This is a genomic window from Paenibacillus sp. JT31N11 (assembly GCF_056269285.1).
In genome coordinates this window covers 370,723-393,791 of sequence record NZ_JBWDNQ010000006.1, presented here as the reverse complement: position 1 = coordinate 393,791, position 23,069 = coordinate 370,723, and the positions used below count along the sequence as shown (strand labels likewise).

The following is a 23,069-nucleotide window of genomic DNA, read 5'->3' as shown; positions in this document are numbered from 1 at the left end:
CGTATTCTACCAGATGCCTGCCGTACTTACATCCAAAATAGAAGATTTCCCGGCCAGCCGCAGTAAAATGGGCTGAGAGTAGGATAATCCTACCCTCACAAAAATCCTAGCTGAGAAGCGCTCGTATCCTTCATCCACACCTGTTTTTGACCCTTATCCAGCTCGCCGCGCATTCTCCGGACAAGACCCTCCATATGGACTGAGCCGCTATCATGCCACTCCAATGCGCTGCTGACATACAACTCGCCAAGCTGTGTCAGCGAGAAACCATTCGTCAGCCGCGCTGCCTCAGCCATTCCTTCATCATCCACAAAAGCGCCAAACCCGCGGATCTGCAGGTACTGCAGGCGAAGCGCCTCGTCGGGCATCCTGATTTCATAAGAACGGTCGAAGCGCCCGGCCCGGTTCATCAGCCCCGGATCGATCTTCTCGGGATAGTTTGTCGTTCCGATGAGAAAAATCCCTTCCTTGGAGGTCGCGCCATCCAGCGTATTCAGGAAGAATGACCTAACCTCCTGAGGCATGGAGTCGATATCTTCAATGACCAGCACCATTGGCGCCAGCCGGACGGCAGCCTCGAATACCACGCCGACCGATTCGCTGTTGGTATATTCGGTGATTTGCCAGTACGCGACAGGACCGGGGACGCTGCCCGCAATGGATTTGACCAGCGTCGTCTTGCCATTGCCGGGATGGCCGTACAAGAGAATGCCCCGCTTATAGGGAATATCATAGGTGCGGTAGAAGGAGCGGTCGGCATCAAAAAACTGATCCAACGAGCGGTAAATCTCTTTTTTGATCGCAGCGTCCATGACAACCTCCTCCCGGCTCACGGTACGGGTAATCGGTTCGTCATCGCGGGAAATCCCGTTGCGCATATCCGTGAACACGGAGACCTTGTTTATTTTCTGCTTCCGCTGGCGGTTTCGGATCTCGCTGAGAAAGGCATGCAGCTGCTGGTCGCCTACCGCGTAGACACAGTCCTGAAAGTTAATGGAGTTCCCCTGAAATACAGGGATTCGCGCGAGTGCCACCCCCATCGATGGATAAGCAAAAACATTGTTGCGGACGGATAAGTGAACCTTGTATTCCGGGAGCTCCTTATCATCGTCATAAGCGAATGTGCGGGTCTCCAGCCGGTCGAAGATCCGCGCAACATGCTCCACTTCCGGATTGCCGCTTTTCACATCATCCTCCAGCAGCTTCCAGTAGTCATTATTGGGATCATCGCTCGCATACAGTTGATACGCAACCCCGTACCGGACAGACAGTGCTTCGAGAATGCCGTCCATCAGACGCGCATGCTGGGCATATCCTCTTATCGTGCTGTCCATTTCTGCCCCATATTCATAAATAATCGGTTTGATTCGACTTGCTGTTTCCATTTCGTTAATCTCCTTTTTGGTATAAGTTGCGGCTGACACCCCGTTCCTCCATGCATTTGGTCTTCAAAAAAAGGCACAAAAAAGCCACGGATCGACGGATCCATGGCTTAGCTTGTTCAAGCGAATAAACAACAGGCGTGGTACGTTCGTCCACATGTACTGCCGATTACTTCTATGACGGGCCTAAAGTCCGCCACCTATCCCGCCCGGGGCCGATGAGATCAGATTGTTCATATGCATTTGATAACGGTTCAGCGAAAATTGCAGCATGCATCTGTTTGTCATTCCAATCATGATCCATCAGCCTCCCTCGTTAAATGATAAATCCAATAATATATGGTAATTTAATCGATTGTCAATCTTTTCTTTCCAGTTAGTTCTACCTTCTACTACAATCTGAAACTAATTAATGGAAACTCCTGCGCTCGCATAACCTTCTACTGTATTGATCAAGGCGACTCCAGCGGCTGTTGCCGTATACACCATTAACAATCTCGTTCCTGGCATCACAGGTATGGCTAGTCCAGTAGTAATTCCGCTGCTGATGGTGCCCAGTGAGATAACTCCCGTCAGAGGAGGGGCCAGATTGACTACAGCACCCGGAATGGGAGTGAAAGTATTATCTGGTGTGGTTGATTGATACAATTGAGCTTGGATAGATACCGTTGTTCCGACAAGAGCCATTGCAAGCGTAGTACTGAAATAACCTGACAATGATGTAATGATACCCGCACGAGGAACTGAAAAGGCATAGTTAAGATTGACTCCTGCCGCTCCAGTAAGGTCTATGGCACCACCCAAAAGGTTAATACCCGAAACGGAAGAACCGTAGCCCAGTATGCCCGCAGTGCCCTGTAAACCACCCGCAATTGTAGTTACCGTGATAGGGAGCCCCGATGCAAATGGGATTATGGCGGATGCTCCTGTTGCGCCTGTTGCTCCTGTTGCTCCTATTGCCCCTGTTAGACCCGTCGCTCCTGTTGCGCCTGTTGCGCCCGTTGCGCCCGTTGCTCCCATTGCACCATCAACTCCGGCGGCTCCGTCTGCACCTGTTGCACCAGTAACACCGGCGGCTCCGTTTGGACCTACTGCACCTGTTGCACCAGTAACTCCAGCGGCTCCGTTTGGACCTGCTGCACCTGTTGCACCAGTAACTCCAGCGGCTCCGTTTGGACCTGCTGGCCCTGTTGCACCAGTAACTCCGGCGGCTCCGTTTGGACCTGCTGGCCCTGTTGCACCAGTAACTCCGGCGGCTCCGTTTGGACCTGCTGGCCCTGTTGCACCAGTAACTCCGACGGCTCCATCTTTCCCATTTACTCCGTCTTTCCCGTTCGCACCCGCCGTTCCTGCAGGTCCCTGAGATCCGTTTGCTCCAGGAGAGCCGTCATTCCCACGAGGGCCCGATTCTCCCTTTTCGCCTGCGGCACCCTTTTCTCCAGGTTTTTGGATTTCTGTTTGCGGTACACCTGTCCATTCCACATAGTAGGCTGCGCTGCCGTTATAAACAATCGTGACCGGCTGTCCTGCCTGGATGGAGGAACTGAGTCCATTCTGACCAAAAACAATCGCTTTGGGATCCAACGTGAACTGGCGGTTCTCTCCGCTGGTGGAGGATACCTCTATACCGTCGACCGTCAGCTTCACAACATTTCCCCGTACAACCTTGTCAGGCTGATCATTGAATTGACTCTCCACGTTGCTTAATATGCTTGCTACTTCGGCACGGGTGATCAAGCCTTGAGGCTTAAAGGTGTTGTCCAGATAACCGTTAACGATTTTCAGCTGAACAGCAGCATTTACGTATCCGATTTCGGTTTGCGTAATTGACGAAGCATCGGTAAAAGTCGATTTTTGATCCGCAAGCGTTTCTGCATCCGCCTGTTTTCCCAGAGCGCGAACAAGCAATTTTGTCGTCCACTCGCGGCTTGCCGGGGCTTGTCCCCATGATGTGCCCGCTGCTTCCGTCTCTTCCCCGGCCACCAGAAGTCCTTTATCGATTGCTTGAAGCACCCAATCATGCGCCCAATTATCAACTTGAAGTGACAGTTCGCCCGAATTGACAGGCGGTGTATCAATTCCCAGGAAGCGAAGAATCAAAATGATCGCCTCCTGGTGACTGACAGGATTATTGGGATTGAATTTTCCCGCATCGTCTCCAACCGTCACGCCCAAAGCCGCGAGCTTCGTAATGTACTTGAATGACCATGCGGATGCATTCACATCGGAAAACGTAATGTTCAGTGAAGCGGCGCCCGCAACTCCGTATTTCATAAAATCAAGATGAGGAATATTGGCTGCAACTTGACCTACAACAAGCGCCGCCAACGATGTTTTTGCCAGCGTCTGCTTCATATCCTTTTTCCTATTCTCTTTACTGCCCTTTTTTAATTCTTTCACCATTGCCTGATCTGTCGCGTTTCTCATGAACATCTCATCCCCCATAAAGTTGTGTTATTCATTGTCATGCTATCGCAACAGTCCCGTATAACGGAACCGAGGTGACTCATTTAACCCTGATCGTTCCTGTCAAATTCAAGCTGGCAAAATATTTCCGATTGGCCAGTATTCTGCTGTCATTCGGTATATAGCTCGCAGCCATTTCATTATGATGACAGGCTAATTCATACTGCTTCAGCCGATCGTAACATACGCATAGCTGCAGATGGGGCAGCCAGGTCCAGCTAGCATGCAGCAGCAGGGCTCCGGACTCGGCCGGCTTGGGCAGCTGGATCGCCTGCTTGTACCATAATATAGCCTCGGCAAAGTTTGCTTCAGCCATATGATAGAACCCCAGCCTGCAGCAATTTTCTGCCCGCGGGAACGAATAGGCAAAGGAAAGCAGAACCTTGTCCTTCGCTTCAGACGTACGGCCCAATTCATGCAGCGCATCCGCCGCCCTTCCGCAGGCGTTGATTTTATCTTCCACCCATCCGTCCGGATGCTGCAAGAACTGCTCGTATTTCAGGACAGCCCGCTCAAATTGCCTGTGATCGGTCAACTCGTTGGCATAATAGTATAAATCACGTGCCAGGAATTGCAGTCCCCTCTCTTCCCGCTGTTCGAAAATATGCAGGTTGCGGGAGGAATTCGTATGCTTCCTGTCATGTGTAATAGATATATCGGAATATAGAATCTTTCCGTACACCTCTAAATACTCATGTACAGACCCAATCCACTGAAAACCGTTCTCCCGCTTCACCAGCCGGTTTCTTCTCAAGCTTGTCATCACATTGCCGTCCGCATCGAAATCCAGATTATAATGCATGGACACCGCATCCGTATCCCAAGTGAGCGCAGCGGCGAGCTTGCGAAATGCATCACCGTCTTTAGGCAGCACGATGTCATCCGCATCCAGCCACAGCACATATTCTTTGGTAGCAAGACTGAATGCGTAGTTCCGCGCCTTGGCAAAGTCATTCACCCAAGTGAATTCGTATACGCCACCGGTATACTCGCGGGCAATTTCCCGTGTACGGTCTCCCGAACCGGTATCCACGATAATGATCTCATCGACCAGCTTATGGATGCTTGACAGGCAGCGTCCAAGGGTTTGTTCTTCATTTTTGACAATCATGCAGAGACTGACCGTGGTGGGCTGCTCCCATTTCGATAACGCCTCCGATGGATCGAATCCCCATTTATCGATCAGGCTTGCCTGGTTCATTTGCCGCTCTCTGGCAACCTGCTGCGCATCTTCTGACTGCCGGTCGGGAGGCTCCAAGCTGCGGACGAAGCAATCCTGAGCGATGTGCAGGGTATATCCGGCTTTCAGAGTCCGGTAACAGAGATCGTCATCCTCATGAGCGGACAGCCTCAACTGTTCATCGAAGCCCCCCAGCTGCCTGTAAGCTTCCCGGCGCATCACAAGGAAATCGGTAAGCAGTCTGGTCACCTTTTTGTCCTTCCCTGCCTTAGCCGTGACAAAAGCACGCGCCATCGTATCGAACTGCTGCATGGTTTCGAAGGGCAGAGGCAGCTGCTGTAAACCGGCGCTTTCGCAATTGGTCATCGGACCGACCATCGCCGCCTGCGGATGACGCTCCAGACATCCGGTCAAGCATGACAGCCAGTGCTCTGCGACCAGCATATGATCCTGTATGAAAACAAGCAAATTGCCGCTGGTTTGCAATGCGCCTAGGTTATATCGCTCTGAATTGCTCGCATGCGAAAAAGCCGTCAGCGTTCGTAAATGGCTTCTTTTCTTCAGCCATCTGTCTGCTTCTCCTCCGGCTCCATCATGGACGACAACTAATTCATAGGGCGCAGGCGTATACAGCTCAATGCTGGCAATGCACTGTTTCAACATACTTGGATGTTTCGCTAATACGATAATGCTGACTATCATGGCATCTCCCTCACAGGAAAAAAATTCGATAAAATCCTTCGATCATTTGCAGCATAAAACGTCATTTTTCAACTGCATTTGACAATATATTCGCTAAAAAATGGCAAAACCCTGTTGAGGATTACAGCTATGGTTAAAAAAATATTCAATCATTTATTTATCTTCATGCGCCGTATCAGCGGTCTGTTATTTCAAAGAAAAAATCAAGCTGCTGCTATACTTTCTGGCACAAAAAAAGCCACGAATCCGCTGCAGCACGCAGCATACTCGTGGCCTTCATTAAATATGTGATTATGGGCTTATTACTCGTGCACAGGCTGGTTCTGTCCGTTGTCAGATAACCCGCCGCGCTTCTAGCTCCCATCCGCTCCCCGCTACCGAATAGCCAGTCCCAATTCCTCCGCCCGCTTCAGCGACTCGGGAGTGAACTTGCTCTTCCTGTACTTCGTCTCAATCTCTTCCCTGGTCACGGGAATCCATTTGAAATCCTTGTTGATATAGATCATCGTCTTGTTGCCCCAATCCACGTGCACCGTCCGGCCCGTTACTTTCTTGACCTGGCCGATCCGGGAGACGGCATAGCCGATCATCACGATGCAATATTTGTCCAGAATGCTGTTGTTCAATTCTTCACTCCTTAGAGCCCTGCCCGATGGAACCAACGCTCATATTTTTGCCGTAGAAAATTTCGTCCATCTCCATCTTCAACTGCTCCGTAATCTCCTGCTCTTCCCCCGGTCCCAGCTTGTCCTTGGTGTAGCCGAACAAATAATTGTTGAGATCGAACTGCTTGAGCTTGCATTTGGTATGGAAAATATTCTCCTGATAGACATTGACATCAATCATATCATACATGCTCTTAATTTGATCCGGAATATAATTCTGAATCGAGCTGATATCGTGGTCTATAAACAATTTATGGCCGTGGATGTCGCGGGTAAAGCCGCGCACGCGATAATCGATCGTCATGATGTCGGTATCGAAGGAATGAATGAGATAATTCAGCGCCTTCAGCGGAGAAATCTCGCCGCAGGTCGACACGTCCACATCCGCGCGGAAGGTGCTGATGCCTTCATCCGGATGGTATTCGGGGTAAGTATGGACCGTAATATGGCTTTTATTCAAATGCATCACCACGGATTTGGGCAGCGGGCCCGGAGACTGCTCGAACGATTCGGTCGGAGCCTCCTCCACAGGACCCTCGGAAATCAGGAAGGTGACGCTGGCCCCTTGCGGAATATAGTCCTGCTTCGCGATATTGAGCACATGCGCGCCAATGATATCGGTAACAGATTGCAGAATCCCCGTCAGCCGGTCGGAGTTGTACTGCTCGTCGATATATTCAATGTAGGCCTCTCGTTCTTCCTTGGTCTTGGTATAGCAAACATCGTACATATTGAAGCTCAGGGATTTAGTCAGATTGTTAAAACCGTGCAGCGTGATGAGCTGCTCTGGTGTCAGTTTCATCGTGGAATACCTCTCTTTTGATGGTTTCAGAGCCGTTCTTCTTCCGGCAGCACCCTTATTCTTCTAATATATTACCCATTAATGCATAACTAAAGCCAAGTGATGAACCCCGCCCCTCATCCCAAGCCGTCCTTTGCATTATCTCAGATTCGTTCTATTCAGGCTTGAGTCCGCAAATAAATCTTTTGTAAATAAAATCCATTCACGCGCGGCACGAGACAAATAGCCTTCCCGCCTCCATACCATAGCCAGCTGCCAAGGAATGACGGGACTGACAAGCGGAACCGAGCATATCTTATCCTTATCAAAGAACCGGCAAATCGTATCCGGCAGCATGGCGATACCCAGATTCGCCGCTACCATTTCCCCGATGAAATCCCACTGCGTGCTTTCATATTCAATCCGCGGCGTATAACCGACCGCGCGGCATTCCGCAATAATGCGGTTATGCAGGGCAAAATCGCTGTTGAACAGAATAAACTTCTCTTCAGCCAATTCGGCAAGCTCCACCCGCTGCTTTCCAGCAAGCGCATTGGACGGATGCATGATCACCTTCAGCTCCTCCTCAATGACGGGGAAGGATTCAAACAGCTCATCATCGACCGGGGTCAGCACGACGCCAACATCCAGCTCTCCGCTTGCGACGCTCTCTTCCACTTTAACGGAACCCTCCTCCACCATCCGGATGGCAATCCCGGGGTAAGTCTCCTGGAAGCTTTTGATTACAGAGGGAAAGAAATTCGCCCCTGCCATAGGCGGCAGACCCAGCGAGATATGCCCCTTGTTCAAATAGGTCAGATCATGAAGCTCCAACTGCAGCTGATCGAACAGCTTAAGAATAGGACCGGTATAATTCATGATGGCCTGTCCCGCATCCGTCAGCTTTATAGCCTTGCCGTCACGGACGAACACTTCAACGTTCAGTTCGTTCTCCAAATTCTTGATGGTCTTGCTGATGGTCGGCTGCGTGAGATGAAGCGTTTCGGCGGCTCTGGTGAAGCTGTTCTGGCGTACAATTTCGGCGACAACCTGCAAATGGCGAATTTCCATGATAGCCCCTTCTCACATAGACAAATGGAATGTAAACAATTCATTATATTCATTTTACTCATGAAGGGTGACTTCGTATACTAGCATTACAAGCGAAGGAGAGCGAAGGCCATGAAATCATTATTTAACCTGATTCTGCAGATCCTGTTCTTCATAATAATGGCTCAAATCGCGGATCATCTCGTGGAATGGCTGAATCTACCAGTCCCTGGCAGCATTGCGGGCATCCTGCTCACACTCGCGCTGCTCAAGCTGAAGCTCGTCCGCCTGAACTGGATTGAACGGGGCTCCAGGTGGCTGCTTGCGGAGATGCTGCTGTTCTTCATTCCGGCCACGGTGGGGATTATGAATTATACAAGTCTGATCGTGCACAGCGGCTTCGTCATCATGCTTACGATCGCCGCGAGCACAATTGCCGTTATGCTGTTCAGCGGACTGATCGGTCAATGGATATCCGGGAGGCAAAAGAAGGAGGGGATGAGCTGATGGAGGCTTTATTCTGGCTTGGCTGCACGATTGCCATCTATTGGGCAGCGAAACGGTTCTACCGTACGTTCAACAAAACGTATCTGACGCCGCTGCTCATTACGCCGATTATCGTCATCGCGGTCATCTGCTTAAGCGGCGTCACCTATGCGGATTATGATCAAGGCGCGGGCCTGCTCTCCGACATGGTGGAGCCTGCTGCGATTGCGCTTGCCGTCATCCTCTACAAGAATGTTGATCTATTAAAAAAGAACGCCGTGGTCATCCTCGCCAGTGTCGGATGCGGCGCTCTTGCTGCGATTGTGACTTCTGCGGGGCTCGCCCATTTGTTCGGACTGTCTGATGAAATCGCCAGCAGCCTCGCGCCGCGCTCGGCAACGACACCGATTGCCGTCTCGGTGTCCTCGATGATCGGAGGGGTCCCCGCCATTACGGCTGCCGCGACGGTCATTACGGGACTGGTGGGAATGATTATGGGGCCTCTGCTTGTCAAATGGCTCCGCATAAGACATCCCATTGCACGGGGACTGCTGCTTGGTACCGGTGCCCACTCGGCCGGAATCAGCAAAGCATTGGAGTACGGTGCGGTATCCGGCTCGGTGGCCGGAATTGCGATGATTTGCACCGCCTTCATTACCTTATGCGCAGCTCCCTGGCTCATGGCTTTATTTCAATAAGGTCGGTGTTGCCGCCATAGACGAACTGCTCAATTAGCGACAGTCTCTCATGATCCAATGATGCGGAATTGTCATAATGAAGCACGGACGAAGCTGGCAGCCTCCAGCGGGTATGGCGGGGAGCAAGAGACTGGCTGAACGCGCTCCAGTTCGCAAGCTTCCAGGCATCCAGAATGGAGCCTCTGCGCTGGATCCGCTGGCGATAGAGCTCCTCATTCTGCAGCTCAACGAAGATGACCTTGACCTCCACATCCACAAGCGCAGCTCCAATGCCGGCAAGCTCCCGCTCCAGCCACAGCGGATCTTCGGTCTCCTTGGTGAAGGGTCCGATCACATAAGCGTCGCTGCCGATATCCACATTCTCCAGCGCGGCGTCCATCGTGATTCTGTACCCCAGATCGCGGCAGAGCGTCTTGTAAACAGGGGAATCGCGGTCGTTCGGGTCAAGGCCGGAAAGCTTCATAATCGCCTCGGACGCCGGCCTCGACAACGTATCCATATCGAATAAGGGCGCATGCCGCCTGGCCGCCAAAGCTTTGGCCACCGTTGTTTTCCCCGCTCCGGCGCCCCCGATAAAAAAGACCAGCTTGCGCATATTTTGTTCCTCCATCCTGTATTCATGTCTATCCTGTCTGTCTTCATCGTCTCTCCAAACACGATCTCCAATTCCAATTGAAGCGTAATTGCTACTCCTATTTAAATACGCGCAGAAGGAAAAGACAAGGCTGCGGGAGAGAAGCATCCCTTTCACCTTGTCTTTGAATACCGCAATTCGAGTTAATTTTCCTTGTGGCTGCAGCAGCCGGCAGGGACTTGATCGGCCAGTCAGACTCCGCTGCCCGCATAACAGAATACGACTCCCTGTTCGGCCGCTTTGACCGTATAGATCCCGATCACTTCCCCTATTATTAGTCCGGTCTTCTGTCATTCAATTAACTTTTAGCTGCCCTTAATCGCAGCCAGGGGCTTGCACCTGACTACAGGCGATCAAATGCCGGTTCACCACGGCGTAATTCAAGGCCGAATACATCAGATCCACATAGCTCCGTCCCAGCGGGTGGGACAGAGGCGCGAACAGCAGCCTGGGATCGGCCGTTCTCAGCCCCTCCGGCCCACATCATCTTCGCAATGTAGCTGCCTCAGTATTGACTGACGGAGCCGCCCCAGACGCGGGAGCCGGAATGGATCATGACGACGACCTGCCCTTCGAACATCCCCCACTGCTCCGCCAGCAGCGCGTGCCCGGCTTAGACATGCAGCTGCCCCGAAGGGAGCCGTACCTGCCGGTAATAGTTTTCTTTCATTGTCTAAAATCCTCTCGTCATATCATTGAATTATTCCTCTTCAGGGTAACGTAAAGAAGCTGCGGACCGTCTTGCCAGGGTCCACAGCTTCACAAGCAACTTCATTATCTAAGCTTCACCGTTCATACGCGCAAAATCTTATTTAATGCCCACATATCCCGTCAGAGGGCCGTGAATGGACTTACCTTGCCTATTTGTATAAAACGGTTGGTATGCGGTCATATTCATCGGTAAGAGCACCACCCGAATTGCATAATCCTGTACCATTATGGTTAAGCTTGTTTGAGTATCAGCGCGCCGAATACAAGCACCGGAAGCCCTAATTCCGTCTAAACCGATAAACTTTATATAAGGAGAATCAGCCGGCATGGAAGCGAAAAAGAAATGGGATTTGCTCTCGATAGCTTCAATTCCCTTAACCATGACACTGGCCAACTCCATGCTCATTCCCATTCTTCCCGCTATGCAGAAGGCTTTGGGCATCAGTGCATTCCGGGCCAGTCTAATCATCACCGTCTACGCGGCGGTGGCTATTCTGTTCATTCCGCTGGCAGGCTATTTATCAGACCGGTTCAGCCGCAAAGCGGTTATTCTTCCCGGTCTTATTCTGGTCTCGGCTGCCGGTGTGGGAGCTGGCCTCGCGGCATTGTGGGCCAATCACGCCTACGGGCTGATCATCGCGGCTCGTCTGGTCCAGGGACTCGGTTCTGCAGGATGTTTTCCGGTTGTCATTCCGCTGGTCGGAGATCTGTTCAAGAAGAAAGAAGATGTCAGCAGCGGGCTGGGTGTGGTGGAGACCTCCAATACCTTCGGCAAGGTGCTTAGCCCGATATTGGGTGCGGCGCTGGCGATTTGGGCATGGTATATTCCTTTTTTCGCCATTCCGATATTCAGTATGCTTTCATTCGTATTGGTCCTATTTCTGGTCAAATCCCCTTCCAAAGAGCAGGAGAAAACGGCCGATACCGGCCTAAAAACATTCCTGAAATCCATCGGCTCCCTGCTGCGGTCAAAGGGCAAATGGCTGTACGGCATCTTCGCGATTGGCGGCATCTGCATGTTCGTCATCTTCGGCAGTCTGTTTTATTTGTCCGAAACCCTGGAGGACCGGGGGCTGAATTCGATCATCAAAGGGCTGGTGCTCGCCGTTCCGCTCGCCTGCCTCTGCCTGACTTCGTATCTGAGCGGCAAATGGATCGGCGAGAATAAAGTTGTTATGAAATGGTCGTGCTTCACCGGATTGGTTGTTGCGGCTGCAAGCCTGTATATACTCGGATGGCTGCAGTGGAGTCATACGTGGTGGATGGTTGCTATGCTGGGTGTCTCCTCGACCGGAATCGGCGCTGCGCTGCCAAGCCTGGATGCCCTGATCACGGAAGGCATAGAAAAGGAACAAAGAGGTACAGTGACCTCTTTGTACAGCAGCATGCGGTTTATCGGGGTTGCGGCAGGACCGCCGGCAAGTGCACTGCTGATGGACCGGTCGATGGTACTGCTTTTTACCATTATCGCATCGACGGCGCTCGCCTCCGCTGTCATCACGCTCATTACGATTCGCCCCGGGGCGAAGAGTCGGCCAAACGGCTCGAGGAGTGGCGCTGGGCGGCGTTCGCCAGCGCGTTGAGCTGTTCGAGCAGATTGCCTCCTCCTGTCAGCGAGATCGTTCCGACCTTCTCGCAGATCTTTTCCAGAAATTCAAGCTCCTTCAGACGATAGAGCGTGTGGTTCTCATCCATGAGCTTCGCTGTATTCAAGAGGCTGCGGGTCGACGCGGTCTCTTCCCGGCGGGTGATAATCATGGCCTGCGCCTTCTTCTCCGCCAGCAGAACCGTGTTCATGATATCCCGGATCTCGCCGGGCAATATGATATCCTTCACACCGGCCGAGATAAACTGCACGCCGTACTGGCCGCTTTTCTCGTTCAGGCGGGCAAGCACGAATGCGGCAATTTCCTGCTTCATCCGGAGCAGCTCATCCAGCTTCAGCGTGCCGACGTATTCACGCAGAATGAGCTGCAGCACAATATAAATCTGGTCATCGAAGGACTTGATCGCCATAATTTTCAGCGGATCCACGATCCGGTATTGGCAAACAAAATTAAGCCGCAGCGTCACCTTATCCTCCGTCAGCATCTCCTGCCCGGTCATATCCAGCTGCTGCTGCCGCAGATCTGCTGGCTTCGCCGTAACGGCAACGGGGCCGCGCCAGAAATAATATTTGCCCGGATGCAGCTCCCGCTGCAGGACATTGTTGAAGTAAAGCAGCGCTGATTCGTAGCTCGCAACTTCAATCGTCTGCACATACCCGTTCAGTCTGGGCAGAATGGCGGCATCCACCTCGCCCGTTATTTCCGGCTTCCCGGTATCCACATGCGTAAAGCTGTGTTTCTTCCATGCCTTCCAGTAGGCGTATACGCCTGGTTTCAGGATAGATATGAACTTGCCGTCCGCGTAATGCAGCGCGTATTCATGATCCGCCACATCCACGACCGCCAATTCCTCAACAAGTTGGCTATCCCGCAGAAACAGCTGCAGTTCCTTGCCTGCCACATCAAATGGCTTCGCCACATTCATGATCGTTATGGTATCGTCGGAAAAGACGGATGTCCGGTATGTACCGGGCTGAAGATGTCTGGCATAGCTGCCTCTGCGGAACAGCAATCCCCGCTCATCCGCTTTTATGATCACTTTTTTCAACATGTTTGTTTGCACCTCTTTTTTCGTTTGTTGCCTTTACGCTTGGGAAGCCTCCTGCAGCTCAGACGGAATCGGGCTTGAGAACAGCGCCCTTCTCAGGTTCGGTGTCTTGTCAGACTGCCGTTCACAGGCGATGGTTCCGCCTGCTCCCCGCCCCCTGTCCTGACAGCCGGGACCTAGAGAATGTCCGCTGGTTCGATATCCGCCCCATTGCATAGCCGCTGCCGCAGCGACAGGGCACGAATGCCCGCCATGAGACTTCCTCCTTGGTAAAAGCTTCAGATTTGCCATTCTCGATTAAATGTCGAGTGCTCTGCCACTTGAGCTTAATCGCCCAGTTGGGGACGATAGGGGATTCGAACCCCTACAGAAGGTGGGATCCGCGCCGGTACGGTCGTACAGCATACGAGCACATAGCATGTGCAGGCACTGCGGGATGAATGAGACATCCCAGCCAAGGTACGCCGCCCATTTCACGAATCCAATCTATTATTGATATTATCTTTAATAGCGCTGATGATTGATGCTGTTAGCTGCATCTAAAGTCAAATGCCTTTGATAGCCGCCATCGGCTTGCACACGGCGACCACCTCGGCAAGGGATGCCCCGACGATGCTCTCGATGATTTGATCCACATCCTTGTAGGCTTGAGGGCATTCGTCCAGAATCGTCTGCAGGGATGGATGGTTGACCAGAATCTCTTCCTCTGTCCCTACCTTCAGGGACTGCTGAAATTGATCGACCGTGACCAGCTCCTTTGTCGCCTTCCGCGATCTTGCCCGCCCTGCGCCGTGGCAGATGGAGTAGAAGTTCTTCAGTCCTTCCTCTTTTCCCACCATGATATAGGAGGAGGTTCCCATGGAGCCCGGGATAAGGGCGGGATGGCCCGTAGCCTTGTAGGCCGGCGCATTCATAAAATGCTTCGGCGGCAGCGCCCGGGTCGCCCCTTTGCGGTGGACAAGCATGGGCTGGTTGCGGTGAAATTCCTGCAGCGCATAATTATGCATCAGATCATAGAGAACGGGCATCTGCAGGCCCGACCCGAACACCTCCCGGAAGGCCTCCTGTACGCCGAAAGCAATCATATGCCGGTTGCTGACAGCAAAGTTCAGAGCGGAGTACATCAGGTTCAAATAGGTTTGCCCTTCTTGGCTTGCGATCGGCGCATAGATCAGATTCGGATCGGGATTGCTGACTCCCCACAAATGCATCGCCTGCTTGAGAATCCGGTTGTATTCCCGTCCAAGCATCGCACCCCAGGCCCGGGAGCCGGAATGAATCATCACAACCACCTGTCCGTCGAACAGCCCCCACTGGGCGGCAAGCTCCTTTTGGGACCCGCTGATTTCCAGGACCTGAATCTCTATGAAATGGTTGCCTCCGCCAAGGGAACCCAGCTGCCCGTGGGCGTTTCTGCGGATTTTCGGGGGAAGCTGCTCCAGATAAGTATGATCGTATGAAAAGGTGGACTGCTCCACATGCGTCAACCACTGAGCATCGGGAATATATCGGGCCGGCAGCCCCTTCAGACCGTTACGGACCACGTCCATAATTTCGATATCCGCATAATTCGTGTTGGTGCGTTCATTGGTGGGCACATATTTCTCAATTGCGGCGATCAAGGCGCGGCGGACCGCTTTATCCTGAATATCCTGCTTGCGCAGCTGCGTCGTATGGACGCGCATGCCGCAGCCGATGTCCACCCCGACAATGGAAGGGGACACACAGCCATCTCTCATATTCCATACCGCCGTTGTTCCAATGCATGTTCCCACGCCAATATGCGCATCCGGCGTATAGCTCATATATTGGTTGCGCGGAATGCGCAGATTATTATCCGCCATCTCATACATATTCGCATGGAAGGATTGAAAAATCTCTTCATTGGCATAGACATGAAGCTTGCCGTGCGCAAGCTCCATTTCGTGATGATTGTTTCCGTGAAAGCTATAATTCCTATTCATGATTTGCTTGATCCTCCAATGTTCTCTTGCTTAAAGTTCAGCGCCCCGCGCTCTCTCTGATGTGTCTTATCATCACTTATTACAGCGCGTGCGAACATGGTGAAAGTATGGCGACAAGGGGAAATTTGAGAAAAATGGACACTCATGCGGCTGACTGTTGGGTGTGGAGCGGCCCGCAGCGGCCCGATCTGCGCTGCAGCAAGGTTTTTCCGATTTACAGCGCCGGATACTGGTGCTGGCGCACATCTAAGCCGATTTTTCCTTGTTGGGGATGACTGTTTGGCGTGGAGCGGCCCCGATCTGCGCTGCAGCAAGGTTTTTCCGGTTTACAATGCCGGATGCCGGTGCTGGCGAGCGTGTAAACCGATTTCACCTTGTTGGAGCTGACTATTGGGCCTCGAGCAGCCCCGATCTGCGCTGCAGCAAGGTTTTTCCGGTTTACAGCGCCGGATGCCGGTGCTGGCGCACATCTAAGCCGATTTTTCCTTGTTGGGGATGACTGTTTGGCGTGGAGCGGCCCCGATCTGCGCTGCAGCAAGGTTTTTCCGGTTTACAGCGCCGGATGCCGGTGCTGGCGAGCGTGTAAACCGATTTTTCCTTGTTGGGGATGACTGTTTGGCGTGGAGCGGCCCCGATCTGCGCTGCAGCAAGGTTTTTCCGGTTTACAGCGCCGGATACCGGTGCTGGCGAGCGTGTAAACCGATTTTACCTTGTTGGAGCTGACTATTGGGCCTCGAGCAGCCCCGATCTGCGCTGCAGCAAGGTTTTTCCGGTTTACAACGCCGGATACTGGTGCTGGCGCACATGTAAACCGATTTTTCCTTGCTGGGGATGACTGTTGGGTGTGGAGCGGCCCGCAGCGGCCCGATCTGCGCTGCAGCAAGGTTTTTCCTGGTTTTCCGGCTTTCATCGCCGAATGCCCAGAACCCCGTCAAAATAATTCCAGTCTAAACCTATATTTCTAAAAACAGGACGGGGTATTGCCATCTTGGCCCAAACCAGGTGAACAAGCTGTAAACCAAGCACCCTAAAGGTTATCGCAATTACACATTAAAAAAAGACTGGGCGGCACATTTTCAGTTGTGCTTCCAGTCTTTTTGTGTTGTAAATCCCTAATTCCAAATCTTTAATTATATTTATTATAATTTAATATTAGTTTTATATTGATAATTATTATCATATAATTTATAGTTAAAAACATAATCAAACAGAAGAGGTGATTGAACGATGACTACAGATAAGAATAAGCTTACCACAAGCTGGGGCGCTCCGGTTGGAGATAATCAGAACTCCATTACGGCGGGCTCCCGCGGACCGACTCTGATCCAGGATGTCCACCTGCTCGAGAAGCTGGCTCATTTCAACAGAGAGCGCGTTCCGGAGCGGGTCGTTCATGCCAAAGGCGCAGGTGCGCACGGTTATTTCGAGGTTACAGCGGATGTTTCGAAATATACGAAAGCAGGCTTTCTGTCCGAGGTGGGAAAACGCACCCCCATGTTCGCCCGGTTCTCTACCGTTGCCGGCGAGAACGGCTCTGCCGATTCTGTGCGGGATCCGCGCGGTTTCGCCCTGAAATTTTATACCGAAGACGGCAATTATGATCTGGTCGGCAATAATACACCGGTTTTCTTCATTCGCGACGCCATCAAGTTCCCGGACTTTATCCATACGCAAAAGCGTCACCCTGCCACACATCTGAAAAATCCGAACGCGGTATGGGATTTCTGGTCCCTCTCCCCGGAATCGCTGCACCAGGTCACGATTCTGATGTCGGACCGCGGCATTCCCGCCACCTACCGTCATATGCACGGCTTCTCCAGCCACACCTTTAAATGGGTGAATCAGGAAGGAAACGCCGTTTGGGTGAAATACCATTTCAAGACGGAGCAGGGCATCCGCAATCTGACCGAGGAGGTCGGCACCCAAATTGCGGGAGAAAATCCCGATCATCATACCGAGGATTTGTTTAACGCCATTAAGAATGGGGATTTCCCGGCATGGAAATTATTCGTGCAGATTATGCCGCTTGAAGATGCGGATACGTACCGCTTCGACCCCTTCGACGTGACGAAGGTATGGTCGCAAAAGGATTATCCGCTCATAGAAGTCGGGCGGATGGTTCTCGACCGGAATCCGGATAATTATTTTGCCGAGGTGGAGCAGGCTACCTTCTCGCCGGGCACGCTCGTGCCGGGCATCGATGTTTCGCCTGACAAAATGCTTCAGGGCCGCTTGTTCGCTTATGCGGATGCGCATCGTTATCGTGTAGGCGCCAACCATCAGGCGCTGCCGATCAACCGGCCGCGCAATGAGGTGAACAACTACCAGCGCGACGGCCAAATGCGGTTTGACAGCAATGGCGGAGGCTCCGTCTACTATGAGCCCAACAGCTATGGCGGACCTGCAGAGTCCCCGGAAAGCAAGCAAGTCGAGTACCCCGTATCCGGCCTCGCGGCGAGCGTCGCTTATAATGAGCATGATCATTATACGCAGCCGGGGGACCTGTACCGCTTGCTGAGCGAAGAGGAACGGGCACGCCTCATCAAGAACATCGTCGGAGCCATGGCTCCCGTTGAGAAGGACGAGATCAAGCTCCGCCAGATCGGCCACTTCTACAAAGCGGATCCGGAATACGGAAGACGCGTTGCAGAGGGGCTTGGACTGGAAGTTCCTCCAGGACTTTAAGGGTTTTAAGAAGCTTGGCTGAAGCGAAGTATGAGACTAATCAAATGCTGTCAGTTCAGGAAGAAACACCTTACGTATCTGGCTTATAGAAGCGAAATATATAGGATTCTAAAAGGTCGGAAGAGCTGGTTCTTGCCTCCCTCCGTCGGCAAAGCCAGTTTCTTCGCTTACCCTTAATGGCAATTATAAAGGTGAAACTTATATATGCTGTAATGTTAAAAAAATACTCTTTCCCCTCATGGGCGAAAGAGTATTTTTTGCATATTTGGACACAAATGCATTCCTTTACATGCGCACATCCCAGGTTGGGTATAATGTCCGTTTGCCCCCATCTATCAACGATCCGACCACATTTCCCGCTTTTTTCTTCAAGCGCAATTTTTTCCATTTAACCAACCTTTTACGAAGATTGGCTCAAAAGCTGGGGGAGCATGGCCAGCAGCATGTCCCTTGTAAACGGATTATCGAAATTCCATTTGGCATCCGTCACATGGGTCCGGCCGGATTGGACGGCAGGCAGTTCCTGCCAGAGCCTGCTGCCAGTTAGCTTGCGTGCCTCGCTCTGCGACAGCCCGTCTTCGCTGATCAGGAGAAATATCCGATCCCCGGCGTAAGCCGGCAGATCCGCAGCCGCTATCGCGAGAAAGGGAATCCCGTCCCCGATCATAGTTTCCACTTCTTTGGCCGGTTTGAATGCCAACGGGTGATAAAGCGTTAACGCGATTCCGCGGTTCCCCATTACAAAAAGCTGCTCCTGCAGCTGCAAAATAACGGCTGCCGTTTCCCTGGCCGTTCTGCCTGAATCGTAATTCCTCCAAAAGTCGTTTTCTTTGCTCTTGTATCGGGCAATCCAATTCTCCGCCTGCCGCTTCTTCCCGAATAATTCCGCCGTCAGCCGCAGCCGGTCAAATAAGTTTTCACTCCTGCGGATACTCACCGTCGGCGCAATATCCGAGAAAATTTCAAGCGATTCATTCAGATCGCTGCTGTGCAGAATCAGATCAGGCTGAAGCTCGCGAATGCGTTTGGGATCCCCCACAGTGCCCACATCCGATATGCTGCCCAGCTTGTTCCGATAGACCACCTGCCGTCCGATAATGGTCAGATCCGCGCCCAGCGGCTTGATGCCCAGGGCAATCATCTCCCCGAGCGCATAGCCGATGGCAACTACCCGTGCGGGTTGGAGAGGAATTTCGATTTCCAAGCCGCGCCAGTCTTCTCTTCTGACACCATGATTATATGCACGCGCATACTGCTTCAGCGGGAATCCCATCGTTTGGCGGAAACGCCGGTTGAAGTAGTATTCATCCTTGAAGCCGCTGCTGCGGGCAATTTCCCTCAGCGGATCATTGGAGAGCAGCAGCAGCTCCTTGGCCCGCTTCATCCGCAGCTCCGTCAAATAATCAAATTCGATAATGATTATCATTATCGTTATAATAATGGAGATTCGTGCTTCTAACAATGGAGAAACGTCAGGCGGATTTGGGACAAATCGCCGAAGCCATCACCGGGAAGCCGGATAATCCACCTGGAATTGCGCGGATTCCACCCAACTGCCTGATGCGAAGTCCCGGCCTTTCACCAGCACCTTATCTGCGAATACTTCCACGTAATAGCCTTGACTGCCCGCAAGATGCTCGTCCTCATCCGTCCAGAGATAGGCGACCGAGGCCGCATTAAACATGGTTGCCGTAACCCCCCGGCCATCGAACATCGTATGTCCGGCTTCCAGCTGCCAATGCGTATGCCCGCTGAACATAATCGCTTGCGGATGCCTGCCCAGCACCTGCTTCAGCTCGCTGTCCTGCACAACGCCGTACCACCCCTGAGCCTGCAAAGAGCCTGCCACCGTGTCCATAAGCGGCTGGTGCAGGAAAACAAATACCGGCCGGTCCGCGGAGGCTTCCTCGCCCAGCTTCATATCGAGCCACTCCAGCTGCTCCTGTGTCAGATGACAGAAGTCCTTCAGCCCCTGCTCCGTCCCCAGAAAGATAAAATGATACCCATCAATCCAGTGATCATGATAGGCGCCCGTCATACCGCTGTATGCGGTGTAATTCCCTAGCCTCGAAGCCCATTCGCCAAAAGCGACATCGTGATTGCCCACCGCAAACCGGATTGCGGGGAGCCCTTCTTTATTCGCTTCTATGATGTGGTTCAGCTGCCCATATTCCTTTATAAAACCGTGATCTGTCAGATCGCCGACATGCATAATACCGCTGCTGCCCATACTATTGGCGATAATATCCTTTAGCGCTCTGTCCAAATTCCGGTTGTGTTCATGATCGGCATCTGCAGTCACATGAGTGTCTGTTATGACCTGGAAGGTAACCAGCGGCTTCCCCGCTTCGTTATGATCGTTTCGCTTCATTGGAATGCCCGCACTCCTTTTCAAATAGGCTGCTTCTCGGATGTGCATCTTTCGCATTAGCTGCTTTTCATGTGTGCATCTTATTGCATAAGCTGCTCACTTCAAATATGTCCCTGTATATTTACCGCCGTTAATGAACCTTGGAGCTGATATTTAATCCGATTACACCAATGACAATTACAATAATCCATATAATAGAGGAAAGCGGAAGCTGCTCATTGAACAGCTTCACGCCCGCAAGCGAAATCAGGACGATGCCGATGCCGGACCAAATCGCATAGGCAACGCTCATATTCATGTAATGCAGCGCATAATTCAGGAACGTAAAGCTCGCTCCGTAGAAGAGGAACATCAGCACGGAAGGCCACAGCCGGGTGAACCCTTCGGACATTTTCATCGATATCGTGCCTGACAGCTCCAAAGCAATTGCCAGGGCAAGAAACAGCCAGCCTATACTGCTCTCCGTCTTCATGCTGCTCCTCCCCCCGGCCGAAGCTCCCTATAATCGCCAATGATGATATCCGCATCGGGAAAATCGTCAGCCCGCGCATTCTCGGAACCGGCTTCGCCAAGCCCAATGCAGAGCCTTGCTCCCGCGGCCCGGCCCATCCGCATATCGCCGTTCGTGTCGCCAATCACGGCCGCTCCCCGGGCGTCAATGAATAGCTTGCGGCAGGCAAGCTCCATCATATCCGGGAATGGCTTGCCCCGCTCCACTTGATCCGTGCCGACTACAGCGCCGAAGTACTGCCGGATGCCCAGCCAATTCAGATGCTTCTCCGCCGCCTGTGTCTCATCGGCGGTTACCACGCCAAGCGGGATACCCTCCGCATGGCATGCCGCAAGAAATTCCACGATCCCGGCGATCGGCCGGGCGGGACGAACCCGCTCCAGCTCCTCATCCGCATCCAAGCGGCATAACTCCACCAGCTCCTTGGACTTCGCCCATGACAGGCCGAGGCGGTAGCCCTGCCAGATCAGCAGGGCAAACAGCTCCTGCATCGTGCCCATGGCCAGCGGACCGCCCCGGTCATAGCCGCTGATCGTGCCATCCGGCCTGTGGATCGTCCCCCACAGAGAGGGCTCGATCGCCGGCAGCTCCAGATCCTGCTCCGCAAGCCTGCTTCTGAAGCTGTTCATCATATGCCCGCTCCAGCCGCCCCACATGGATATGAAGTCCAGCAGGGTTCCATCCTTATCGAATAAAATGCCCGTTATACCATAGCTGCGATGATGGATCATGAGTTCAGGCATTTTACAAGTCACTCCTATTTCAAATTATCCAGCGCTTTCTGCGCGGTTTCCTTCGCTTCCTTAAGCGCCTTCTCCGCCGGTACATTCTCGATCTGCACCTTGTCGGCCGCAATCTTCAGCGCATCGTTGATTTTGCCGCCCGTTGGATCCTGGAAAGGAGCGGAGCCATGCGACGCCTGCATCAGCGGGATTTTGCTTTGCGGATTCTGCTCGCTGTAGGCCACAAAATCGGGATCGTTAAGCGCAGATTGACGGACTGCGATGTAGCCGGTGTTCATCGACCAGAATGCCGTGTTTTTGGCATTGTTGAAGAACGCGAACCATTTGAACGCCGCCTGCTGCTCCTCAGGGCTTGCTTTTGCCGGAATGCCTGCCATAATCGCATTCGCTACAGGCTTGCCTTCGCCAACGCCCGCCCAGCCCGGCTGCTCCATGGCCCCAAGCTGCGCAAAGTCGAGATCGCCCTGGTCGCCGCTTGAACCGGTATAGCCGGCCGCCTGGCTTTTCATCACATCGTCGATCGTCTTGTACCAATATTCCCAGCCTTGTCCGCCGGAGTGGATGCTCATAATGCCGTCCTCATGAATCCACTTGCCGAACAATGACCAGGTATCCACCCATTCCGGGGAATCGATCATGACCGTCTTGCCGTCCTCGCTGAGAATGCGTCCGCCCTTGCTTAATACGGCATCAAGCATATTCTCGTAGCCCCACATCGGCTCCCAGCCGTATACGGTTGTTTTGCCATCCGCCTTTTGCGTCATTTTCGCGGCTGCGGCTGCAAGGTCTTCCCAGGTCTTGACTTCCTCGGGCTTAATGCCCGCCTTCTCGAACATATCCTTGCGGTAGTACATGACCTGGGTTGTGCCGTACATCGGAATGAAATACTGCTTGCCGTCCACCTGTCCCTGAGTCAGGAAGGTCTGCACGAAATCCTCTTTGTTATAATCCGGATACTGGGCGATCATATCATCCATCGGGGCAAAATAACCTTTGCGCGCCCAATCTACATTGGAAGCCAGAACGGCGGCCGGCACCTTGCCTGCGGCGATGGCAGCCTGAAGCTTCTGCTCGGTCTCCGCGTAATCGGCCTGGACGATTCCCTTCACAATGACTTCCTGCTGGGACGCGTTGAACTCGTCGATGAGCGTCTTCATATGCTCGCCCAGCTTGCCGCCCAGCCCGTACCAGAACTCAATGGTAACCGGCTCCTTGACTTCCGGTTCCTCCGGCGCTGCAGGCTCGGTGTTCACCGCTGTCTCTGCCTCATTCACGGCCGCTGTATTGGCCGTATTATTCGTTTTTTCCCCACCGGTACCGCATGCCGCAAGCAGGATAAAGCTCATTACCATCGTGAACAGCAGACCCTTTTTGAATACTATCAT

18 protein-coding genes and 2 pseudogenes are annotated in these 23,069 nt (G+C 52.6%); 4 read left to right on the top strand and 16 right to left on the bottom strand.

From position 1 onward, the window contains the following. Window positions 1-95 precede the first annotated feature (95 nt). The 7 genes and pseudogenes from AC0YNV_RS22395 to AC0YNV_RS22365 form a co-directional block, all read right to left on the bottom strand. Window positions 96-1,385: an ATP-binding protein gene (locus AC0YNV_RS22395; protein WP_475769983.1), complete on the bottom strand. Its 1,290-nt coding sequence runs from the start codon at window positions 1,383-1,385 to the stop codon at window positions 96-98. Window positions 1,386-1,787: 402 nt separating this feature from the next. Continuing rightward, window positions 1,788-3,809: an exosporium glycoprotein BclB-related protein gene (locus AC0YNV_RS22390; RefSeq protein WP_475769982.1), complete on the bottom strand. Its 2,022-nt coding sequence runs from the start codon at window positions 3,807-3,809 to the stop codon at window positions 1,788-1,790. Window positions 3,810-3,888: 79 nt separating this feature from the next. Then, a complete protein-coding gene (locus AC0YNV_RS22385; protein WP_475770051.1) occupies window positions 3,889-4,959 on the bottom strand; it encodes a glycosyltransferase family 2 protein in 1,071 nt (356 codons plus the stop codon). Between the two features lie 111 nt (window positions 4,960-5,070). After that, window positions 5,071-5,691 (bottom strand): annotated as a pseudogene (locus AC0YNV_RS22380) (glycosyltransferase); the annotation flags it as partial. Between the two features lie 413 nt (window positions 5,692-6,104). Continuing rightward, on the bottom strand, window positions 6,105-6,356 hold the full coding sequence (locus AC0YNV_RS22375) for a hypothetical protein (protein ID WP_475769981.1): 252 nt from the start codon (window positions 6,354-6,356) through the stop codon (window positions 6,105-6,107). 4 nt (window positions 6,357-6,360) lie between these two features. Continuing rightward, on the bottom strand, window positions 6,361-7,197 hold the full coding sequence (gene speD, locus AC0YNV_RS22370; RefSeq protein ID WP_210044663.1) for an adenosylmethionine decarboxylase: 837 nt from the start codon (window positions 7,195-7,197) through the stop codon (window positions 6,361-6,363). A gap of 138 nt (window positions 7,198-7,335) precedes the next feature. Continuing rightward, window positions 7,336-8,247, bottom strand: coding sequence for a LysR family transcriptional regulator (locus AC0YNV_RS22365; protein ID WP_475769980.1), 912 nt, complete (start codon window positions 8,245-8,247; stop codon window positions 7,336-7,338). A gap of 111 nt (window positions 8,248-8,358) precedes the next feature. Here AC0YNV_RS22365 and AC0YNV_RS22360 point away from each other — a divergent pair, with 111 nt between their 5' ends. Then, entirely contained in the window at window positions 8,359-8,733 is a 375-nt protein-coding gene (locus tag AC0YNV_RS22360) for a CidA/LrgA family protein (RefSeq protein WP_475769979.1), read from the top strand. Beyond that, a complete protein-coding gene (locus AC0YNV_RS22355; protein ID WP_475769978.1) occupies window positions 8,733-9,410 on the top strand; it encodes an LrgB family protein in 678 nt (225 codons plus the stop codon). Before AC0YNV_RS22360 ends, AC0YNV_RS22355 begins: the two co-directional genes overlap by 1 nt. Here the strand turns inward: AC0YNV_RS22355 and AC0YNV_RS22350 are convergent. Together AC0YNV_RS22350 and AC0YNV_RS22345 are read right to left on the bottom strand one after the other, a co-directional pair. After that, entirely contained in the window at window positions 9,391-10,005 is a 615-nt protein-coding gene (locus tag AC0YNV_RS22350; RefSeq protein ID WP_475769977.1) for a P-loop nucleotide/nucleoside kinase family protein, read from the bottom strand. The two genes, AC0YNV_RS22355 and AC0YNV_RS22350, sit on opposite strands and share 20 nt — an antisense overlap. Window positions 10,006-10,374: 369 nt before the next feature. Continuing rightward, window positions 10,375-10,642 (bottom strand): annotated as a pseudogene (locus AC0YNV_RS22345) (RtcB family protein); the annotation flags it as partial. 439 nt (window positions 10,643-11,081) lie between these two features. Between AC0YNV_RS22345 and AC0YNV_RS22340 the strand changes: the two are divergent. Further along, window positions 11,082-12,338, top strand: a complete 1,257-nt coding sequence (locus tag AC0YNV_RS22340) for an MFS transporter (protein ID WP_475769976.1) — start codon at window positions 11,082-11,084, stop codon at window positions 12,336-12,338. On the opposite strand, the gene AC0YNV_RS22335 is transcribed toward AC0YNV_RS22340, so the two are convergent. Together AC0YNV_RS22335 and AC0YNV_RS22330 are read right to left on the bottom strand one after the other, a co-directional pair. Then, entirely contained in the window at window positions 12,262-13,413 is a 1,152-nt protein-coding gene (locus tag AC0YNV_RS22335) for a slipin family protein (protein ID WP_475769975.1), read from the bottom strand. The genes AC0YNV_RS22340 and AC0YNV_RS22335 overlap by 77 nt on opposite strands. A gap of 542 nt (window positions 13,414-13,955) precedes the next feature. Then, the gene (locus AC0YNV_RS22330) at window positions 13,956-15,374 is read right to left on the bottom strand and encodes an RtcB family protein (protein ID WP_475769974.1); all 1,419 of its coding nucleotides are present in this window, start codon (window positions 15,372-15,374) and stop codon (window positions 13,956-13,958) included. Window positions 15,375-16,601: 1,227 nt separating this feature from the next. Between AC0YNV_RS22330 and katA the strand changes: the two genes are divergently transcribed. After that, complete coding sequence (gene katA / locus AC0YNV_RS22325) at window positions 16,602-18,059, top strand: catalase KatA (RefSeq protein WP_475769973.1); 1,458 nt, start codon at window positions 16,602-16,604, stop codon at window positions 18,057-18,059. A 400-nt stretch (window positions 18,060-18,459) separates the two neighbouring features. On the opposite strand, the gene AC0YNV_RS22320 is transcribed toward katA, so the two are convergent. The 5 genes from AC0YNV_RS22320 to AC0YNV_RS22300 all read right to left on the bottom strand — a co-directional run bounded on the left by AC0YNV_RS22320 (window position 18,460) and on the right by AC0YNV_RS22300 (window position 23,069). After that, window positions 18,460-19,521 (bottom strand): ABC transporter substrate-binding protein, encoded by a 1,062-nt coding sequence (locus tag AC0YNV_RS22320; protein WP_475769972.1) that lies wholly within the window; start codon window positions 19,519-19,521, stop codon window positions 18,460-18,462. 42 nt (window positions 19,522-19,563) lie between these two features. Further along, on the bottom strand, window positions 19,564-20,430 hold the full coding sequence (locus tag AC0YNV_RS22315; RefSeq protein WP_475769971.1) for a metallophosphoesterase family protein: 867 nt from the start codon (window positions 20,428-20,430) through the stop codon (window positions 19,564-19,566). Between the two features lie 130 nt (window positions 20,431-20,560). Further along, window positions 20,561-20,902, bottom strand: a complete 342-nt coding sequence (locus tag AC0YNV_RS22310) for a DMT family transporter (protein ID WP_379114647.1) — start codon at window positions 20,900-20,902, stop codon at window positions 20,561-20,563. After that, entirely contained in the window at window positions 20,899-21,684 is a 786-nt protein-coding gene (locus tag AC0YNV_RS22305; protein ID WP_475769970.1) for an HAD family hydrolase, read from the bottom strand. The genes AC0YNV_RS22310 and AC0YNV_RS22305 overlap by 4 nt, the downstream gene beginning before the upstream one ends. A gap of 14 nt (window positions 21,685-21,698) precedes the next feature. Beyond that, window positions 21,699-23,069, bottom strand: a complete 1,371-nt coding sequence (locus AC0YNV_RS22300) for an ABC transporter substrate-binding protein (protein WP_475769969.1) — start codon at window positions 23,067-23,069, stop codon at window positions 21,699-21,701.

Excerpts from the sequence above, each read along its gene's own strand:
- AC0YNV_RS22395 (WP_475769983.1), bottom strand. The coding sequence starts at position 1,385 with ATGGAAACAGCAAGTCGAATCAAACCGATTATTTATGAATATGGGGCA.
- AC0YNV_RS22390 (WP_475769982.1), bottom strand. The coding sequence starts at position 3,809 with ATGAGAAACGCGACAGATCAGGCAATGGTGAAAGAATTAAAAAAGGGC.
- AC0YNV_RS22385 (WP_475770051.1), bottom strand. The coding sequence starts at position 4,959 with ATGATTGTCAAAAATGAAGAACAAACCCTTGGACGCTGCCTGTCAAGC.
- speD (WP_210044663.1), bottom strand. The coding sequence starts at position 7,197 with ATGAAACTGACACCAGAGCAGCTCATCACGCTGCACGGTTTTAACAAT.
- AC0YNV_RS22365 (WP_475769980.1), bottom strand. The coding sequence starts at position 8,247 with ATGGAAATTCGCCATTTGCAGGTTGTCGCCGAAATTGTACGCCAGAAC.
- AC0YNV_RS22360 (WP_475769979.1), top strand. The coding sequence starts at position 8,359 with ATGAAATCATTATTTAACCTGATTCTGCAGATCCTGTTCTTCATAATA.
- AC0YNV_RS22355 (WP_475769978.1), top strand. The coding sequence starts at position 8,733 with ATGGAGGCTTTATTCTGGCTTGGCTGCACGATTGCCATCTATTGGGCA.
- AC0YNV_RS22350 (WP_475769977.1), bottom strand. The coding sequence starts at position 10,005 with ATGCGCAAGCTGGTCTTTTTTATCGGGGGCGCCGGAGCGGGGAAAACA.
- AC0YNV_RS22340 (WP_475769976.1), top strand. The coding sequence starts at position 11,082 with ATGGAAGCGAAAAAGAAATGGGATTTGCTCTCGATAGCTTCAATTCCC.
- AC0YNV_RS22335 (WP_475769975.1), bottom strand. The coding sequence starts at position 13,413 with ATGTTGAAAAAAGTGATCATAAAAGCGGATGAGCGGGGATTGCTGTTC.
- AC0YNV_RS22330 (WP_475769974.1), bottom strand. The coding sequence starts at position 15,374 with ATGAATAGGAATTATAGCTTTCACGGAAACAATCATCACGAAATGGAG.
- katA (WP_475769973.1), top strand. The coding sequence starts at position 16,602 with ATGACTACAGATAAGAATAAGCTTACCACAAGCTGGGGCGCTCCGGTT.
- AC0YNV_RS22315 (WP_475769971.1), bottom strand. The coding sequence starts at position 20,430 with ATGAAGCGAAACGATCATAACGAAGCGGGGAAGCCGCTGGTTACCTTC.
- AC0YNV_RS22310 (WP_379114647.1), bottom strand. The coding sequence starts at position 20,902 with ATGAAGACGGAGAGCAGTATAGGCTGGCTGTTTCTTGCCCTGGCAATT.
- AC0YNV_RS22305 (WP_475769970.1), bottom strand. The coding sequence starts at position 21,684 with ATGCCTGAACTCATGATCCATCATCGCAGCTATGGTATAACGGGCATT.
- AC0YNV_RS22300 (WP_475769969.1), bottom strand. The coding sequence starts at position 23,069 with ATGATAGTATTCAAAAAGGGTCTGCTGTTCACGATGGTAATGAGCTTT.